Source organism: Sporosarcina thermotolerans (assembly GCF_030067815.1).
GTDB lineage: Bacteria > Bacillota > Bacilli > Bacillales_A > Planococcaceae > Sporosarcina > Sporosarcina thermotolerans.
Map to the genome: position 1 here is coordinate 166085 of NZ_CP125968.1, position 18884 is coordinate 184968.

At 45.3% G+C, this 18884-nt stretch carries 19 protein-coding genes and 5 pseudogenes; 5 read left to right on the forward strand and 19 right to left on the reverse strand.

Going from position 1 to position 18884, the window contains the following annotated elements; all coding sequences use genetic code 11:
* Positions 1–178: 178 nt before the first annotated feature.
* The 4 genes and pseudogenes from QNH10_RS00875 to QNH10_RS00890 all read right to left on the reverse strand — a co-directional run bounded on the left by QNH10_RS00875 (position 179) and on the right by QNH10_RS00890 (position 5535).
* Positions 179–1452 (reverse strand): annotated as a pseudogene (locus tag QNH10_RS00875) (YjiH family protein).
* Positions 1453–1580: 128 nt separating this feature from the next.
* Positions 1581–2827 (reverse strand): annotated as a pseudogene (gene hutI, locus QNH10_RS00880) (imidazolonepropionase).
* Positions 2828–4497: pseudogene (gene hutU / locus QNH10_RS00885) on the reverse strand (urocanate hydratase).
* A gap of 192 nt (positions 4498–4689) precedes the next feature.
* Positions 4690–5535: a pyridoxamine kinase gene (locus QNH10_RS00890; protein WP_283733151.1), complete on the reverse strand. Its 846-nt coding sequence runs from the start codon at positions 5533–5535 to the stop codon at positions 4690–4692.
* Positions 5536–5745: 210 nt separating this feature from the next.
* Here QNH10_RS00890 and QNH10_RS00895 point away from each other — a divergent pair, with 210 nt between their 5' ends.
* Positions 5746–6297: an ECF transporter S component gene (locus tag QNH10_RS00895; protein WP_283733152.1), complete on the forward strand. Its 552-nt coding sequence runs from the start codon at positions 5746–5748 to the stop codon at positions 6295–6297.
* A 489-nt stretch (positions 6298–6786) separates the two neighbouring features.
* Positions 6787–7239 (forward strand): hypothetical protein, encoded by a 453-nt coding sequence (locus tag QNH10_RS00900; protein WP_283733153.1) that lies wholly within the window; start codon positions 6787–6789, stop codon positions 7237–7239.
* Between the two features lie 317 nt (positions 7240–7556).
* On the opposite strand, the gene QNH10_RS00905 is transcribed toward QNH10_RS00900, so the two are convergent.
* Both QNH10_RS00905 and QNH10_RS00910 read right to left on the reverse strand, forming a co-directional pair.
* A complete protein-coding gene (locus QNH10_RS00905) occupies positions 7557–8297 on the reverse strand; it encodes a helix-turn-helix transcriptional regulator (protein ID WP_283733154.1) in 741 nt (246 codons plus the stop codon).
* Positions 8281–8988, reverse strand: coding sequence for a response regulator (locus tag QNH10_RS00910; protein WP_283733155.1), 708 nt, complete (start codon positions 8986–8988; stop codon positions 8281–8283). The genes QNH10_RS00905 and QNH10_RS00910 overlap by 17 nt, the downstream gene beginning before the upstream one ends.
* 48 nt (positions 8989–9036) lie before the next feature.
* Between QNH10_RS00910 and hutG the strand changes: the two are divergent.
* Positions 9037–10019 (forward strand): annotated as a pseudogene (hutG, locus tag QNH10_RS00915) (formimidoylglutamase).
* Positions 10020–10056: 37 nt separating this feature from the next.
* Positions 10057–10194, forward strand: a complete 138-nt coding sequence (locus QNH10_RS00920; protein ID WP_283733156.1) for a hypothetical protein — start codon at positions 10057–10059, stop codon at positions 10192–10194.
* A gap of 72 nt (positions 10195–10266) precedes the next feature.
* Here QNH10_RS00920 and moaA read toward each other — a convergent pair whose 3' ends face one another.
* The 6 genes and pseudogenes from moaA to QNH10_RS00950 form a co-directional block, all read right to left on the reverse strand.
* Positions 10267–11277 (reverse strand): GTP 3',8-cyclase MoaA, encoded by a 1011-nt coding sequence (gene moaA / locus QNH10_RS00925; protein ID WP_283733157.1) that lies wholly within the window; start codon positions 11275–11277, stop codon positions 10267–10269.
* Positions 11277–11855 (reverse strand): molybdenum cofactor guanylyltransferase, encoded by a 579-nt coding sequence (mobA, locus tag QNH10_RS00930; RefSeq protein ID WP_283733158.1) that lies wholly within the window; start codon positions 11853–11855, stop codon positions 11277–11279. The genes moaA and mobA overlap by 1 nt, the downstream gene beginning before the upstream one ends.
* Positions 11855–12088: a molybdopterin converting factor subunit 1 gene (gene moaD, locus QNH10_RS00935; protein ID WP_283733159.1), complete on the reverse strand. Its 234-nt coding sequence runs from the start codon at positions 12086–12088 to the stop codon at positions 11855–11857. The genes mobA and moaD overlap by 1 nt, the downstream gene beginning before the upstream one ends.
* Positions 12085–12531, reverse strand: a complete 447-nt coding sequence (locus QNH10_RS00940) for a molybdenum cofactor biosynthesis protein MoaE (protein ID WP_283733160.1) — start codon at positions 12529–12531, stop codon at positions 12085–12087. The genes moaD and QNH10_RS00940 overlap by 4 nt, the downstream gene beginning before the upstream one ends.
* Complete coding sequence (gene mobB, locus QNH10_RS00945; RefSeq protein WP_283733161.1) at positions 12518–13039, reverse strand: molybdopterin-guanine dinucleotide biosynthesis protein B; 522 nt, start codon at positions 13037–13039, stop codon at positions 12518–12520. Before mobB ends, QNH10_RS00940 begins: the two co-directional genes overlap by 14 nt.
* A pseudogene (locus QNH10_RS00950) lies at positions 13027–14282 on the reverse strand (molybdopterin molybdotransferase MoeA). The gene mobB and the pseudogene QNH10_RS00950 overlap by 13 nt, the downstream one beginning before the upstream one ends.
* Before the next feature lie 61 nt (positions 14283–14343).
* Here QNH10_RS00950 and moaC point away from each other — a divergent pair.
* Positions 14344–14841 carry a cyclic pyranopterin monophosphate synthase MoaC gene (gene moaC / locus QNH10_RS00955; RefSeq protein ID WP_283733162.1) on the forward strand — a complete coding sequence of 166 codons (498 nt, stop codon included), beginning with the start codon at positions 14344–14346 and terminating at the stop codon, positions 14839–14841.
* A gap of 429 nt (positions 14842–15270) precedes the next feature.
* Here moaC and QNH10_RS00960 read toward each other — a convergent pair whose 3' ends face one another.
* The 7 genes from QNH10_RS00960 to QNH10_RS00980 form a co-directional block, all read right to left on the reverse strand.
* On the reverse strand, positions 15271–15786 hold the full coding sequence (locus tag QNH10_RS00960) for a MogA/MoaB family molybdenum cofactor biosynthesis protein (protein ID WP_283733163.1): 516 nt from the start codon (positions 15784–15786) through the stop codon (positions 15271–15273).
* Between the two features lie 14 nt (positions 15787–15800).
* On the reverse strand, positions 15801–16820 hold the full coding sequence (locus tag QNH10_RS00965) for a ThiF family adenylyltransferase (protein ID WP_283733164.1): 1020 nt from the start codon (positions 16818–16820) through the stop codon (positions 15801–15803).
* Positions 16821–16896: 76 nt separating this feature from the next.
* On the reverse strand, positions 16897–17124 hold the full coding sequence (locus QNH10_RS20335) for a PAS domain-containing protein (RefSeq protein WP_347178035.1): 228 nt from the start codon (positions 17122–17124) through the stop codon (positions 16897–16899).
* Between the two features lie 45 nt (positions 17125–17169).
* Positions 17170–17325, reverse strand: a complete 156-nt coding sequence (locus QNH10_RS20340) for a PAS domain-containing protein (protein WP_317941387.1) — start codon at positions 17323–17325, stop codon at positions 17170–17172.
* Complete coding sequence (locus QNH10_RS00975; RefSeq protein WP_283733165.1) at positions 17325–17972, reverse strand: response regulator; 648 nt, start codon at positions 17970–17972, stop codon at positions 17325–17327. The genes QNH10_RS20340 and QNH10_RS00975 overlap by 1 nt, the downstream gene beginning before the upstream one ends.
* Positions 17969–18082: a hypothetical protein gene (locus QNH10_RS20345; protein ID WP_347177952.1), complete on the reverse strand. Its 114-nt coding sequence runs from the start codon at positions 18080–18082 to the stop codon at positions 17969–17971. The genes QNH10_RS00975 and QNH10_RS20345 overlap by 4 nt, the downstream gene beginning before the upstream one ends.
* Positions 18079–18882, reverse strand: coding sequence for a sensor histidine kinase (locus QNH10_RS00980; protein ID WP_347177953.1), 804 nt, complete (start codon positions 18880–18882; stop codon positions 18079–18081). Before QNH10_RS00980 ends, QNH10_RS20345 begins: the two co-directional genes overlap by 4 nt.
* Positions 18883–18884 lie beyond the last annotated feature (2 nt).

Here is an 18884-nt window from a genome sequence, read left to right on the forward strand (position 1 = left end):
TTACATGAGGGGAGAAAAAACTGAAAAGCTCATAAATCGTCACAAAAACGCATAAATCCCCGAAATTACTCATAAATTGCAGCAAAAGTCCATAAACATCCATTAAAACGCAAAAACGACCCCAAATACGCATAAACACAAAAAACCGGAAGACAGAAATGCCTTCCGGAAAAGTCATCTATAGCAATAAATACGCAATCGGCGTGACGATAATAATCGTTAAAATAACGCGTTGTAGCCAAATTACGACCAACTTCGGTATAGAAATCGGAATCTCCGTCGATACAATACACGGCACGACCGCAGAGAAGAAAATGATCGATGAAACCGATACAACCGCGATAACAAACTTAACAACCAACGCAGATTCCACAACAAGCAACGCGGGTAAGAACATTTCAGCGATGCCGAGTGCGCTCGCCTTTGCGACTAACATCGGCTCCGGTAACTGCAACGCCCATGTGAATGGATAGAAAATGTAGCCAAGCCAATCAAACACAGGTGTAAACTCAGCTAACACTAGCCCTAATAGACCGATGGATAAAATTGATGGCAAAATTGCCATCGCCATTACGAGCCCATCTTTCAGGTTAACTGCGATATTCCGCTCAAATGAAGGAGCCTTCGAGACGGTTTCCTTCGCTTCCTTCCAAGCGACAGCCATCCGCTTGCCTTCAGGTTTCACTTCCGGTTGCGGTGTAGCCCCTTCATAATAATCGTTTTTCATGGAGCGCAATGGCCATAAATGCACCGTAACGGCTGTAACGGCAAATGTGACAACCAACGTGACCCAAAAAAACAAATTCCATATGCTCATCAAATCGAGAGTTTTTGCCACGACGACCATGAAAGTTGCAGATACCGTCGAGAAACCGGTCGCGATGATGGCGGCTTCTTTTGCTGTATACTTCCCTTCTTTATACACCCGGTTCGTAATTAATAAACCTAAAGAATACGAACCGACAAAGACGCAACCGCATCAATTGCAGACCTCCCAGGCGTCTTCCAAACAGGACGCATAACGGGCTGCAATAGCACTCCGACAAACTCTAACAAGCCGTATCCAACGAGCATCGCCAAGAAAATAGCACCAACCGGCACTAATAACCCGACCGGAATGACTAATTTATTCAACAAAAACGGGCCCATATCAGGTTCGAACAACCAAGCTGGACCAAAGTCGAATACTAACATGATTCCAACAATAAGTCCCATCAACTTAAAAACAGAAAATACGATATCGACTTTCGACTTCTTCCAACTGCCTGAAATGAACGGGTAAGCCGCACCGGCAATGATGACAAGCAATGCATAATAAGGCACAACCGGCCCTAAATTCGTTTGAATCCACGTCACAATATGGTCAAGCATAATTGAACTTTTCCCACCGACCGTCACTGGAACGAAAAACATAAATGCCCCTATTGCGCTAAAAACGAAAAACTTCCACATCCCCGGATTGGACCGCTGCAAATTCCCCTTTTTCCCGACTTGCTCCACTAATTTCCCCTTTCGATCTAAAAATTTGTTAAAAAACGGCCGCGATTGAACGATTTATCCAAACGCGGCAATTCATTACCCTACAACCTGTTGTCCCTTTTCCAAACCTTATCGACATGATTCACGCCGAATAAATACTGCAGCTCTTGATAATTTCCGATATTCCACATGACGACATCGCCTTGTTTGCCGACTTCGAGCGATCCGACTTTCTCTTCCATCTTGATCGCGCAAGCGGCATTCATTGTCGCAGCGACAAGTGCTTCAGCAGGTGTCAATCGCATCGAAATACACGCCAAGTTCATGACGAGTGGCATCGAAGTTGTCGGTGATGAACCCGGATTACAATCCGTTGAAATCGCAACAGCAACCCCTTCATCTACCATTTGTCGCCCCTTCGCCGCTTCCTCGCGTAGAAACAACGCCGTCGCCGGCAGTAAACAGGCGATCACTCCCGCCTCCGCCATCTGTTTGATGCCTACGTCAGATGCCTTCAACAGATGCTCCGCCGAAATAGCACCGACTTTAGCGGCAAGTTCCGCTCCGCCATACGACTCAATTTCGTCTGCATGGATTTTCGGAATCAACCCGTGCTTTTTCCCTGCTTCCAAAATACGCTCCGATTGTTCCGGCGTGAACACCCCGACTTCACAGAACACATCATTGAAAACGGCCAGCCCCTCTTTCGCTACTACAGGAAGCATGTCATTGATGATACTATCAATATATTCATCTTCGTTACCTTTATATTCTTGCGGAACGGCATGTGCCGCCATAAAAGTCGGCACAAGATCGATTGGATGGCTTTCATTCAAACGCTTCATAACTCGAAGTTGCTTAAGTTCCGTTTCAAGGTCCAGGCCATAACCGCTCTTCCCTTCGACCGTCGTCACTCCATGCTTTAGGAATGAATCAAGCCTGCGTGTCGTTTGCTCCACAAGCACATCTTCCGTCGATTCACGCGTCATCCTTGTCGTAGCATGAATCCCCCCGCCAGCATTCATGATTTCCATATAGGTCGCACCTTCGAGCCGCATTTCAAACTCACGCTCGCGGCTGCCACCATAGGCGACATGTGTATGCGGGTCGACAAGCCCCGGTGTCACCAGACGGCCGGTTGCGTCTATGATTTCAGCTTCAGCTGCACGATCACCATACCGCTGCTCCAATTCTTCCGTCGTTCCGATTTTCTTAATCACACCATCTTCAATCCAAATGCTTCCGTCTTCGATAATGCCTAATTCCGACATTTCTTTGCGTTTTCGCGGTGCGTTTTTCCCGCGATGGTCGCAAGCTGCGCTGCATGTTTAATCCAAAGTGGCTTCAATTACTTGTCACCTTCCATCATCGGGATATTAACCCCTTTATCCTTCGCCGTTTGAATGGCCAAGTCATAACCTGCGTCAACATGACGGGCAATTCCCATTCCAGGGTCAGTCGTCAACACACGCTCAAGTCGAACTTCCGCTTCCTTCGTTCCGTCCGCAACAATGACCATTCCTGCATGCTGTGAATACCCCATTCCAACACCGCCGCCATGATGGACGGAAACCCAAGTTGCTCCGCCAACCGCATTGATCATCGCATTCAGAATCGGCCAGTCGGAAACGACATCAGAGCCATCTTTCATCGCTTCTGTTTCACGGTTCGGGACGCAACAGATCCCGAGTCAAGATGGTCACGACCGATGACGATTGGCGCGCTTAATTCACCGCTTGCGACCATATCATTGATGATCTTACCGAAGCGTGCGCGCTCGCCGTATCCTAACCAGCAAATACGTGAAGGCAAACCTTGGAACTGAATCTTCTCCTGCGCCATTTTAATCCAATTGCAAAGATGCGTATTATAGCTAAACTCGCGAAGGATGACTTCGTCCGTTTTACGAATATCCTCAGGATCTCCCGAAAGCGCCACCCAGCGGAAAGGCCCCTTCCCTTCACAGAATTGCGGACGGATGTATGCTGGAACGAATCCAGGGAAATCGAATGCACGCTCAACCCCCTCGTCTTTCGCCACTTGACGTATGTTATTGCCGTAATCGAATGTGATGGCACCCTTATCCATCATCTCAACCATCGCAATAACATGCTTAGCCATCGATGCTTTAGAGCGTTTCACATACTCATCCGGATTGGAGTCGCGAAGCGCTGCTGCTTCCTCAAGCGACATACCGGATGGAATATAGCCGTTCAACGGGTCATGCGCTGATGTTTGGTCAGTTAGGACGTCCGGATTGAATCCGCGGGCAATCATTTCTGGCAATAAATCCGATGCATTCCCAAGGAGCCCAATCGATAACGCCTTACCTTCCGCCTTCGCCTCTTCCGCAAGTCGAATCGCTTCATCGAGCGAATCCGTTTTCACATCTGTATAACGAGTTTCAATCCTGCGATCGATACGCGTTTCATCGACTTCAATACCGATGCAGACGCCACCCGCCATCGTCACCGCCAATGGCTGCGCTCCACCCATGCCGCCAAGGCCCGCCGTCAGCGTGATCGTTCCTTTCAATGAACCACCGAAATGCTGTTTTGCAAGCTCAGCAAACGTTTCATATGTCCCTTGCACAATTCCTTGCGAACCAATATAAATCCAGCTTCCCGCCGTCATTTGTCCGTACATCATGAGGCCCTTTTTATCAAGCTCATGGAATGTATCCCAATTCGCATAAGCAGGAACGATATTCGAGTTTGCAATCAAAACCCTTGGTGCATCCGTATGCGACTTGAAAATTGCAACTGGTTTACCAGATTGGATCAATAACGTTTCATCATTTTCAAGCTCTTTCAATGAACAAACAATCGCGTCAAAGCTCTCCCAGTTACGTGCCGCCTTCCCGATTCCTCCGTAAACGACCAACTTTTCAGGATGCTCCGCTACGTCAGGATGCAAATTGTTCATAAGCATCCGGAGCGCCGCTTCTTGTTGCCACCCCTTCGTATTTAGTTTAGTCCCTCTGTATTGAATAACCTTTTCCACTGTATCAGTTTTCATAATTGAATGACCCCCTTCTTCGTTACTATCATTCTATATGAAAGTTTCAGATAATTGTTTATGAATCAATTACATTTCTTCACTTTATTGACAAGATACGTGAATTACACTGCACTATTTTGATCATCCTTCAAATAAAGCAAGCCGCTTCTTGAATAATTCAAGGAGCGGCTTGCTTTATTAAGTTTAATTTCAAATTAACATCCCTAAAAACGTTTCGAAATTCACACCGTCAACTGTTGGAATCCGTTCCATTACTGTCGCTTCGATCGCAGCCGATAAGAACTTCTCCGCTAACTTCATCGTTTCCTCCACGTCCTGACCGCGCATCATGCCTCCCATAATGACGGATGCAAATAAATCACCCGTTCCGGAATAGCTTTTGCCGTTTGACTCAAATAGGCTGTGGAACGAACCCTTCCCGTCGATATACATATTGCCAACGTACTCCGTTCCCGAAATAGCCGGCGGATTCAAACCTGTAATGATGACACTTGCACCAGTCATTGACTGAAGCTGATGCCCTGCCTCCCTAATTGCAGTTAGGTAATCCTCGTTGGATTGGTAGCTATGCAGCTTATCATATGGCAGGCGCGTCAGCAAACAGCACTCCGTCACGTTTGGCGTAATGATGTCCGCACGCTTCGCAAGCTCCTTCATATAGCCGATCAACTCATCCGTAAAGACATCATACATCTCTCCCCGGTCACCCATCACCGGATCGACAAGCAGCTTTGTCCCCTTCTTATAAAATGTATCTAAGAATGAAAAGATGTTTTCAATCTGCTCTTTTCCTGTCACGAATCCTGTGTGAATGCCGTCAAATGTAACACCTAACTTGCTCCACTCATCTGTAAAATGTCTCATCTTAGCCGTCAGATCCTCACAATAATAGCTTGGATACTCTGTTTGTGATGTCAAAACTGCTGTGGGCAGCGGCACTGCCTGCACACCCATGACAGAAAGGACCGGAATCGCCGCAGTGAGCGAGCACTTCCCGAAAGAAGACATATCTTGGATAATCGCAACTTTTTTCATTACATTTCCCACCTAATTCATCCGTCTTGTATTTACTCCATCGTATCACAAGAATAGGAAAGCAAGAATAGAAGGATTTACAATTTCTTCTCCATTCATCTGACCACTATTAGTTTATCTGAACTGGCACTTTTATGATGGTCAGTTGTTCTGTAAAATGAAATTAATAAAAATCTTACAAAGTAAGAAAGAGGAGGCTTTATTCAAAGCATGCAAAATATACAACCAAGCGCACAATCTGCAACACGCGCAAGAACATTTGACTTGGTGCTTACCGCCATACTATCTACACTCGTCCTTATTTCAACGATGTTCATCAACATCAAACTTCCAATCGGCCAAGGTGGCTTGATCCATTTAGGGACAGGTGCGCTTTTTATCGTTGCCATTCTATTCGGTCCGAAAAAGGGAGCGTTAGCAGGAGCTATCGGGATGGGCTTATTCGATATCTTTGGCGGCTGGATCATTTGGGCACCGACGACCATCGTCGCCCGTGCCCTGCAAGGCTATATCGTCGGGAAGATCGCTTGGTCGAACGGTCACCGGGGAGATAGCGTCAAACTTAACATTTTGGCAGCAGTTGCCTCGACACCTGTCATGCTGGCGGTTTACTATATCGGGCAAGGAATTATGTATAACAACTGGGTGGCGCCACTCGCATCCATCCCGGGCGACCTTATTCAAAGCGTTGTTGGTTTGCTAATTGCCATTCCACTTTGCCTCGCTTTGAAAAAAACACCATTCTTCCGAAAGAATTTTTAATAGATACATTCAACTAAAAAGCAGTGAAGAAAGGTTCTGTCCTATCTTTAACGGGTTCGGTTGATGGGGAGAAAACAATAAAAAACACAGCGTTCGGGGACAATTCGCATATGAATTGGTGTCCCTGTTTTTCTTGTTGCTTCAACATTTAGATGCTTTATATTGATGAATTGGTACCACAATTGGCACAGGAATTAGCAACAGCGCATAAATTTATGTGCCTTTGTTAATTCCGTTGTTAAAACACTTGCTAATTGGATATTGGAAAGAAAAATATAGAAGGAAGATGAGAAATCTATGCTGAAATATACTAAAGATTGTGAAATAATGTTCTTCAACTAACGGAGCAGATTGTTGAACAATTTTTAAAAATATATTGGGTATGTTAAAATCAAAATGGAATTACTATAAGTTATATTTGGTTAAGAACTATGCAAATGTAGTTTAAGAAATGACAGCCATACTGAATCTAGGCAAAGGAGGTGCAATATGACAGAAGAAATTTTTCTTGTTCTGAATTTGGTTCTTGCATTTTATAATGTTGGGACTATTTGGGCCCACGAAGTAGACATTTTCAGGACTTGGAAGCAGCTTGTTGATCCCAAAACATTTCACATTGTGCAGGGTGTCCATTGGAAAAAACTCGCATACTGGGTTTTCATTCCAGTTGGACTTGGGTTTGTTGGTTCAATAGTTTTATTTTGGTATCGTCCTGAGAGTATTCAGGTAGGGCAAGTTTGGGTTGCTTTTGTTTTTCAATTTATCTCACATTTCCTTACTGCAATTCTATGGGGACAGTGGCAAGCAAAGCTATCAAAAGATACACTGGGAAGTGCAAGCCCTTATCTTGATAAAATTCTGAAAACACATTGGATTAGAACACTCTTAATAAATGCATATGGTTTTATGCTTCTTTATATGGTTTTCCAAATTTTATCATAGTATCATATGACGAAAAGCTCGTAACGGCTAGGAAAATAGAAGGAATAGTAGATAATTTTAAATGAGATACTACCCGTTATTACAATTAGCTAATAGATTCCTTCTCTGTTATTCCATAAAAGGGCGCTTTAGTTCAATAAGGATAGTAAAATATTTCGCAAAAAAACGCTTAGATTTGAGCGTTTTTACTTGTTTTTTATATAGCTATTTCACTGTTGAAATATATGCTGATTAAGCTGTTATTTACGTTGTTAATTGCACTTTTCTCCCCATCAACCGAACCCGTTATCCTATCTTCGCTGCTTTTTTTGTTTAACCTATACCCATTTCATTCTAAACTGATAAGGGGTCATCCCTGTCTCTTCTTTGAACCGCCGACTAAAATAAGTGGAATGGGTGAAGCCCGCTGAACTTGACACTTCAGCAATCGATAAGTCAGTCTCTGTCAATAAACGCTTCGCTTCCTCTATCCGCATTTTTAACAATGCATCGCTGAACGTCTCCCCCACCTCCATTGCATACTTTCGGCTCAACGTACTTTTGTGTATCTTCAACTCATCCGCGCATGCCGCCAAATTCCATGTCGCATCCCAATAATTTGCGGCAATCCGTTCCTGTACCTTGTCCACGAGGTTACCTTCCCGATGCGACTCATCAGCAGAAGTATGGAGCAGTTCCGAAATGAAACCGATGAACGATTGAACGATATGATACATGACCGGTTCACGGATGACCGTTTCAAATAGCGAATTGTAATCTATCTCCACTTTCTGCGACTTCAATGATTTCGCGGTCATGTAGCGGCGAATCTGAGCAAGGATACTCGACAAACGGACACGAACCATTTCAGGATCTGGGAAAGGTGGCTCCAAGGTCAGGAAATCATTTTCCATCCAACTTCTGATCTCCCTAACTTGACGCTTTTCAAGCATTTCCACCCACTGCCGTTGCTCTAACGGTGAAAGAAACGGATCCATATCCCGCCAATGAAGGTCTTCATTCTCAATCGTCAAAATATCATAACCGTCGTAAAAAATCCGTTCATGAAAGCGGAGCATCTTTTTTATACAATTCTGGGTAACTTGCTCCATTTTCATTAGCGTATAAATAGATTGTTAAAAGGGTTTCCGACTGGCGTTTCCATTGGGCAAAAAACATTGAATACGCTTCCTGTAAAACATGTACTTCCCCTTGTCGATGGATGACGAGGACGTAATCTGAAAACGGAAAGATGTCACAAGTGAGCGGAAAATCATGTTTTTTTAAATCGCGGACGAGATGTTCAAGTTCCCCTACACGCGATGGTGCGATTAAACTCAAAAGCACTTGGTTTTCTGGAATGGTTTCACCGATCAGCAGATTCTCGTACGTGAGAATGCCTTCCTTCTGTCGGCCGGAGCTTTTGAACTGCTCCCTTTCATTCCGCCATCTGAAGCGGATTTGCTGGACTTGTTTGATGAGCCGATCAGGCTGGAATGGTCGGAATAAAATATCCTCCGCCTTCAAAGAGAGTGCCTTATAAACCGTTTGAAATGTTCGTTCGGAAGAGATTCCAAGCCATACTGCTTGAGGCGGTAGTTCGAATTCCTCCGTCATGATGTAAGTCATATCGATAATATAGAGGTCAGCATCTATGGAATTATCTGCGGTTTCTGCAATTTCCACCTGGATATCGCTCCATTGGGATGTCAGTAGCCATTTCAGTCCTTGTGCTTCGAGTGCGTCTTTTACGAGGAGTCGAATTTTCATGCGATCACCTTTTTCGAATTGGATTTATCTCTATCTAACTATATACTGATGGCAAGAAGTATTCATTCAGAAAGGGTGGATTTTGTGAATAAAGTCAATGAATCTATCTGGTCTGGTCGGGTTGACCATACGGAGGACCGTTCAAGCTTCCGCTATCATCAAGTCGTTGAAATTGCGGATATTGAGAAAGTTTCGGCGGATGTACGATTATTGGATTCGAATGTGAAGAAGGCGTCCGGCGGAATAAAGGTCGTTTAGGCGCAGCCGTTGCCCCGAACGCATTACGAAGTGGACTTGCGCCTTTGCCTTGGCGATTCCCGGAGATTGCCCGCCTATTCGATGTCAGCAATATCGTCTGTGACGGTGAAGATTTAGAGTCCGCACAACAGCAATTAGGTGAAGCGGTGTCTGCGATTTTATTGAAAGGGTCAAAACCCATCATTTTAGGCGGTGGGCATGAGACGTTATACGGGCATTATTTAGGTGTCCGCGAATCGCTTGGTAACGAAGCGACTCTCGGCATCGTCAATATCGATGCGCATTTTGACTTGCGACCTTATGATGAACAGCCTTCTTCCGGTACGATGTTCAGGCAGATTTTAGAACAAGACCCGAATGCACACTATTTCGTCGCTGGCATCCAGCGCTACGGCAATACGCAGGAGCTGTTTAATCGAGCGGATTTGTTAGGCGTAACTTATGTAATGGAAGATGAAATGATTCCCGGCCAACTCGAGGGTTTAATGGCTTCACTGGAAGATTTCATGAATGAACATGATGCGGTGATGCTCACTTTATGCACGGATGTCGTCAACGCCGCATTTGCATCTGGAGTAAGTGCCACTTCACCATTTGGACTTGACCCGTCTACGGTGCGCTCCATTATTCGAAAAGTAGTGGAGCATGAAAAAACGCGTTCTTTCGACATTTGTGAAGTGAATCCGGCTTTGGATGAAAACGGACGGACTGTGAAGTTGGGTGCATACTTTGTGAATGAAGCAATTGCGAGTTTTATGTCGAAATTAGGATAAAGCGATGAGGCCCGCCTACTATACAGGCGGGCATTATTTGGCTCGCGGAAAAGTTATCGGTTATTTCCCGGACGTTATCGATCATTTCCCGACATTTATCGATCATTTGAGCGTACTTATCGTTTATTTCCCGACTTATATCGATCATTTCCCAAAGTTTATTGTCATTTCATGACCTTCGACCCACACACAACACACAAAAAAACGCCCCACCAGCCAACAAATGACCGTGGGGCAATCCGAAAAATCATCCACCAATATAACTCATATTAATCTTCTTGCGATTTTTCACGGTCTGTTCCGTACGCTCATCGGAATAGCGGTCAGCGCGTCCTTTCCAGACACCCGTTATGGCCTCAAGCAGTTCTTCATCGGACAAGCTGCTTCGGATTAATTCACGTAAATCAAATCCGTTTGAAGCGAACAAGCAAGTGTACAATTTCCCATCTGAAGAAAGCCTTGCCCTTGTGCATGTCGAACAGAATGATTCCGAAACTGATGTGATGAAACCGACCTCTGCTCCGTTGTCCAAATAACGGTAACGCTTCGCAACTTCGCCGTAATACTCCTCTTCAGCAGGCTCCATTTCGTATTCCGCACGAAGCATTTGGTAAATTTCCTTCTTCGTCACGACTTTTTCGAAGCTCCAGCCATTGTCATTTCCGACGTCCATGAACTCGATGAAGCGCAACGTGATACCGCGTTCCTTGAAGTACGCCGCCATCGGAAGGATCTCGCTTTCATTTACCCCTTTTTGAACGACCATATTCATTTTAATCGTAAACCCTATTTCCTTTGCACGATCGATATTTTTGAGAATCAACTCCGGTTTAATTCCCCGGCCGTTCATTTTCCCGAAAAGTTCCGGATCCATCGCATCAAGACTCATGTTCAATCGGCGAAGTCCGGCGTCATACAAAGGTTGCGCATATTGGCCAAGGAGTACACCATTTGTTGTCAAACCGATGTCCTCGATGCCCTCGATTTTCATCAGTTTTTCAATCAAATCAGGAAGACCGCGCCGCATTAACGGCTCGCCCCCTGTCAGACGAAGTTTTTTTACACCAATGGATGCAAATAGACGTGCGAACCGTTCTAATTCTTCAAATGACAATAGCTCGTTTTTCGGCAAGAACACATAATCATCACCGAAAATCTCCTTCGGCATGCAGTACGTGCAACGGAAATTACAACGGTCAGTTACCGATATCCGCAAATCGCGGATCGGACGGCCTAATTTATCTACAATTGGTTCCATTATCGACAACTCCTTTCCAAGACGTCTGGCGTGTTCGCATTCATGAAAATCCGCTCTGCATCCCCTTCGGTCAGCAATACACCCTCAATCCACCGGACTCCATGTTTTTCCTGTACGTCCATGACCCGACGCCTTCCGTTTTCAAGTGCTTCCTGCAAATCAGGAAGGACTATTTTATCCCAAACCGACACAAGCGGATGATATTTCCCATCTAAAACAACTGCCGTCACACCAGAACTATGGCACTCTAACAAGCGCTCAATTACATCCGCCGTCATGAACGGCATGTCACATGGCAAAACGATATATCGATCGGCTTTCACTTTTTTCATTCCCGATAAAATCCCTGCAATCGGACCTTGCCCAGCAAACTCTTCAATGTCTGTTGTAACATGTAATTCTTTAGGAAAAAGTTCTACCAACTCCGGCCGCGTCACAATGACGATTTCCTCGCATGAAGGCGATAAAGCGTCTACTGACAGTTCATAAAAATACCGGGCCCCCCATTCGGCAAATGCCTTCGGGGAACCGAACCGACTCGACAATCCACCGGCTAACACAATCCCCGCCGTTTTCATCAGCCGCCGCTCACCGGAGGAATGAACGCACAAACATCACCCGATTGGATGACGTCATCTTTCAGCGCATACTCTTCATTCACCGCAACCTGTATAGTATCCGCCCCGAAGCCCGGGTATGTTTCCTCTGCCCAGTTCAGCAATTCAGCAACCGTCATCGAATCGCGTTCAAGCGTCTCTTCCCCTTTTCCAGTCAACTCACGCAATCTTGCAAAATAATTCACTTTAATCATTTTCGCTCAACCCCCTTTTCTGGATATTTCTTCTGTGCACCAATCCACTCTTCCCCATCTTCCCAAATTTCCTTTTTCCAGATGGGCACCACTTCTTTTATCCGATCAATCGCATATTCATTCGCTTCGTAAGCCGCTTTCCGATGTGGAGAAGAGACGGCGATGACGACAGCGATATCCGAAATTTGCAGTTCACCGATTCGATGCGCAATCGCAACGCGAACACCAGGCCAGCGTTCTTCCATTTCCGCTCCGATTTCCGCCATTTTCTTTTCCGCCATCGGGATATAGGCTTCATACGACAAGTAAAGCGTCTTCACGCCATGAGTAAATTCCCTCACATTGCCCGTAAATACCGTAACAGCGCCTGCCGATGGATGCAGCACATAGTCCATGTATTTCTGAACGTCTATCGGTGTTTCCACAATTTCAAAAGGCTTCATTTCCATCTCCCTCTCCAATCCATTCCAAAAACCATTTATCGATAAGCTCCGTTTGCTCACGCGAATGAATATGGGCGGTATCCGTCTCAATTTCTGGACACCCGATAACAAGCTGTTTGCCTTGCAACTTCCGAAGTGAAACCCAATCCTCTTCAGCGCGAAGCAGCACCACTTTATCTCCAAACTCACTCTTATATCCTTCTATTAATAAAACATCCGGTTTTCTGAACGAAACCATCCGTTTCAACGTTTCAAAATCTGGTTCTTCATTCCAAATGAGCTGCACTGCGCCGCCACCCGCCACAAGTGTAGCATCCGCCCCGTCAGCTAAAAACGTCATCGTGTCCGTTCCGGCGTCAGGCATTTCCGGCTTTCCGCCGTGCCCATGATGCTTCAGCACAGCAACCGACAAACCTTTTTCCTTCAATAAACGAACCCATCTCGCAACAAGAGTCGTTTTGCCGCTATTTTTATAGCCGACAACATGCAGCGTTTTCACACTGTCCACTCACTGACACCTTGCTCGCTGCCCAAGAGCAAAATATCCACAGCATCACCTGTTGCATATCCCCGCGTTCCGCTCGGTAGGACGATTAGGCAATTCCCTCTTGCAATCGAAGAGACAGCATTTGATTTATTAAAACCTGCAGGCACTGCTTGAATGCCTGATTCGGTAAATGTCCAAGTTGCCCGTATGAACCGCGTAAACGGATTCGGCTTCGTGAAGTCCTCTCCCAATTTCGCTCTCATCCTTGGCATATACGGGGCAGTTCCACCCATTATCGCAAGGATAGCGGGCCTTACTAACAATTCAAACCCAGTGAAGCAAGCGGATGGATTGCCGGATAATCCGAACAGAAATTTATTCCCAAGTACCGCGACTGTCGTTACACTGCCTGGGCGCATTGCGACTTTATTGAATAAAACTTTGGCACCAAGCCGCTCGTAAATCGCCGGCAAATAATCATAATCCCCGACAGATACACCGCCCGTCGTTATGAGGAAATCAGTCTCAGCAATTGCCTGCTTGACAATCGATGTGCAAGCGTCAAGATCATCCACTGCCATTCCGTATGAACGATAGGAAATCCCCATCCGATTGAGCTGACCTTTGATCATCGGACCGTTGGAATTCCGGATCTTACCCGGCACAAGCTCGTCACCCACTTCAAGTAACTCTGTACCAGTTGATAGAATTCCAGCGACCGGACGTTTTGCCACTTTCACTTGCGCGTAGCCGAATGTGGCCAACAAGGCAATTGTTCCCGGATGGATAAGTGAACCCGCTTCAATCAGGAGCTCGCCCTCTTTGGCATCCTCGCCTTTATAGGATATATTCTCGCCATCTTCAAACGGCTTTCTTAATGTAAATCCGCCTTCTGTTTCGCTCGACTGCTCCAACATGACGACTGCATCCGCATTTCCCGGAATTTGCGCACCCGTCATGATTCGATATGCTTCCTTTTCACCGATCGGCTTGTCTCCGAGATAACCGGCGCCGATTTCACCAATGACTGAAAAAGGGATCCGGTTATTGCCAGATGCTCCTTTCGAATCAAGCGACCGGATTGCGAATCCGTCATAAGGTGATCGGTCAAAGGAGGTACATCGTGTCTAGCGATGATTGGTTCAGCTAACACTCTTCCGTACGATTGCTCAAGGTCGATAATCTCTGTACCTATCGGTTTTACATGCTCCATTACAAGCCCGACAGCTTCAGCGACCGGGATCGGTTTTCTTATTTCCACCATTCTGAATCCTCTCCTATCTTCTGCTATACTAAGGGTACTATTTTTGAGGGGAATGAATCCAATGTCTGAACTGACACATTTTAACGAACAAGGACGAGCCAAAATGGTCGACGTCTCCGACAAAGCTGTTACAACACGAACAGCCATTGCCGCTTCATCTATTATTGTAAATGAACTAATCCACTCTCAAATTACAGAGGGGACGAATAAAAAAGGTGATGTTTTTGCTGTCGCCCAAGTTGCTGCAGTCATGGCAGCGAAAAACACATCGTCTATCATTCCGATGTGCCATCCGCTCGCTCTTACCGGTGTTGATGTCCGCTTCGAATGGAAGATCGATGAATCAACCAGCCATTATGAGGTGCTCATCCAAGCCGAAGTGAAGACAAAAGGCTTAACCGGAGTCGAAATGGAAGCCCTCACCGCCGCGTCTGCTGCTGCGCTTACGATTTACGATATGTGTAAGGCTGCCGGAAAAGAGATGGTTATTGGACCAACGATGCTGCTGCGAAAAACTGGCGGGAAAAATGGCGATTTCGAGCGAGCTACGTTGGAATGAGAAGTTTTTGATGGTGAATGAGAACTCTTTAGCCGTTAATGAGAACTCTGCGGCGATAAACGAGAACTCTTTAACCATTAATGAGAACTCTACGGCGATAAACGAGAACTCTTGCACCGTTAACGAGAACTCTTCAACGAAGAACGAGAACTCTTACACCGTAAATGAGAACTTTATAGCGATAAAGGAGAACTCTCGCTGCACTGAAAGGAGAATCATAAATTCTTCCGTCGGCGCGGCGATTTTTCATGGGTGAAAAGTCACGAAACGACGATAACTTTCGGAAAGTGACCGATATAATTGCGAAAGTGACCGATAACTTCCCGGAAGTGACCGATATATTTGTGACAATGACCGATAACTCTCCGCAAGTGACCGATAACATTCTCAAAGTGCGCCTTTCGCCAAACTCACTATTAGAATCACCGACTACCCCTTCCGATGCTTCGTCAATTCGTGCACGATATGATGAAGCTCCGGAAGGATCAGTTTTTCCATCGCCAACTTCACCGCTTTCGATGAACCCGGCAATGCAAATAACGCCTTTTCATCAATCGTCCCCGCAGTTGCGCGGCTTAATAGCGCTTTTGATCCGACGTCTTCTGTATAACTTAAAAACCTAAACAATTCACCAAAACCATCAATTGTCTTCGTGAAATAGGGAGTCACTGTTTCAATGGTCACATCGCGAAATCCGATTCCGGAGCCACCGGTTATGATGATTGCTTCAACAGCTTCATTACGAAGCCATTCTTCGACATTGCGAGAAATCTCCGTTGGCTCGTCTGTACAGATTCGGTAATCAGCGATATGATGGCCTGCTCCTTCTGCCGTCTGAATAATTGTTCCACCGCTTTTATCCGTTTCTTTATTCCGAGTATCGCTCACCGTTAAGACGCAGATGGATATTTCATTTTTCTTTTCCAATTCCGATGGTTGAGACAATCCATTCTCTCCCCCTATCCAAAAAATTGATGATACAACTTCCTGCCTTCCTTCATATCTCTTAACCCATGAATGAGTAACCTTCCATTTTGGAATAAAACACAACGATAGCCTTCCGCATGGAATTCGACGAAAAACGGTGTCACTTTATACGTTGTCCCCAATCGCTTGGCGACTTGCTCGCCGTCCTGCAATGTCAGCGTTCGATTGTTAGCCGGTATGACTTGGACCGTTTCTCTTCCACAAAGAACCGCGTAATTCGTCCCTTCAGGTTTATTAAGAGAAGGATATGTAGGCTCCGCTCCGCATGTTTCACAGTGTTCTTTTCGAATACGTGAAATTCCTGCTTCGACTTGAGTGTTATTCCACAAGTCGAAATGTAAAAGCTTCGTCATCATTGCGTCTTGATTACCCGTGAGCCATTTTAGTCCTTCCGCTGTTTGCCTTGCTGCAACGACTTGGACGGCGGGGGCGATGACACCTGCAGTATCGCATGTTTCATTGACAGAAGGGAGGACTGGCAATAGACATCTGAAGCAAGCTGTTTTTCCTGGAATGAATGGAAACACTGTGCCGGAACTTCCGACGCAAGCACCGTGGATCCATGGAATTCCTTTTTTCCATGCAACGTCATTCATGAGAAGTCTTGTTTCGAAATTATCTGTTGCATCCATGATTAAGTCGGCGTCCGCAACCATTTCCTCAAGCATTAGTCCGTCTACATGATCTAAAACTGTCTTGATATCGCAATCTTGACGGATTTCTTTTAATCTACGTTTTGCAGCAACCACTTTCGGAGTGCCTTGAAGCGCATCTTGTTCTGTGAACAATTGCTGTCTTTGCAGATTGGACATCTCCACATAATCTCGGTCTGCAATTGTTAGTTTGCCAACACCAGCTCGGACAAGCATCTCAGAAATAGGCGAACCTAACGCGCCGCAGCCGATTATGACGACATGTGCACCCTGCAAACGCTCTTGCCCTTCTTTGCCAATCGGCTTGAACAGCGTCTGACGTGAATATCTGTTTTCCACTTCCCCCACACTCCCTTGCAATCTAACATATAGGCAGGCCGCCTTCGCTTCTGAATGAAGCAAGGGCTTCCGGTCTTTATAACCGGTCGCCCTCTTTTGGTAAAGGTGTAATATCGCTAAATGTTCCTACGTAACGTTCGATATCGCCGGAATTATTGACTACGGTATTGATGGTTAGTAATTCGAGATATTCGTTTCCATCTTTCCGCTTATTCCATACTTCACCTTGCCAATGGCCCACTTCGCTTATTGCCTTCCACATAGCAGCATAAAAATCTTTTGGTTGTCTTCCTGAACTGAGAATGTTTGGATTTTTCCCAACTACTTCCTCTTCAGTATACCCTGTGAGCTATGTAAATGCAGGGTTTACCGACATGATTTTGCCATCGGGATTTGTGACGAGAATCCCTTGCCCTGTTGAATCGAATACTTCTTTTGAAAGTGTCAGACGATCCATATAATACAGCCAAACTACAAGTACAAGTTCAACAATGCACCTCCTCACTAAAAGTTAAGAAACTTCTTTCTTAACGCGTATTCAACAAGTTCCGGTCTGCTTTTCAGGTTTAACTTCCCCATGATTTTGGACTTATGCGCTTCGACCGTCTTGACGGAAATATAAAGCATTTCCGCGATTTCTTTATTCCCATAGCCTTTTGCAACGAGGGGCAAGATTTCAATCTCCCTTTTCGATAAAATTTTATAGGGATCTGTCTCTACTTCATCGAAGTCCTTTTTGACGAATTGGCGGACAAGGGAAGTCGCCATGGAAGGATGGATATAGGTGCCTCCGTCGTAGACCGTCCGAATCGCAGTAACTAATTCTTCGTCGGGAGAGTTTTTCAATACATACCCGGAAGCACCATTTTTTAATACATGAAATAAGTATTCTTCATCGTCGTACATCGTAAGAATAACAACTTTCGTTTCCGGAAAATCTTCTTTTATCTTCCCAGTTGCGATTAAACCACTCTCACCAGGTGGCATGCTTAAATCCATAAGCAAAATATCGGGACGATGTTTTGCTACCTTGTCATACGCTTCTAGTCCATCTGCGGCAGTTGCTACTACTTCCATATCATTTTGATAGTTCAATATGTGCATAAAACCGCTGCGAACGACTGCATGATCATCTGCAATTATGATTTTCACTCGCTTTCCCCTCCTTCAACAACTGGAACTTCCAATTGGATTACAGTTCCTTTTCCAAGTTCGGAACGGATATGAAGGTTGCCATCAACGAGCTCTGCTCTCTCTTTCATACTATAAAGGCCAAGACCCGTTCCTTTGGATCCGTATTTTTCACTTCGAACCCTTTTCCTTCATCCGCCACAAGCAAATGAAGTGATCCATCCGCTTCATACAGACGGACAACGAGTTCATCGACCTCTGCATATTTCAACGCGTTGAACACTGACTCCTGACAAATCCGATAGACGACCGTTTCAATTTCGCCGCCATAACGCTTCGACTCTAACTCGGGATGAAAATGAATGATGAGGCCATAATTTTTTTCAATCCATTTGAAGTGAGTACGGAATGCTGCTTCCAATCCGAGATCGTCAAGTGTAGCTGGACGCAATTCAACGGAAAGATGGCGGATATCATCTAAAAGCCGCATGAGCGAGCCTTCCGTCTGTTGCACTTTTTTCAGCACTTCTTCATCAATATTCATATATTTCAATACACGTAAATCAACTAATGAACTGAGCATCTCCTGCGCGACACTGTCATGCAATTCACGGGATATACGTTTCCGTTCGTCTTCTTGTGCTTTAATAACTCTTTTCATCATCAGTTTTTGATTCAATTCTTCTTGTGTCTTGAATTGCTGTGTCAAATCCCGAAGCATGAAAACTCGAATTCCGGATTCTTGGTCGATTGTTTGAATGCTTCCTGTGTAAGGTATGACACCTCTACCTTTCGTATCAAAATACACTTGGAAGGAACTGATATCTATGTCTGGCTTCGACATATAGCATGCTTCACAAGTCAGCAATTCATCGGAGCTTGTATACCCTCTGCATATTTTACAAATTGCCCCCGCGCTTCCTGCCATCATTT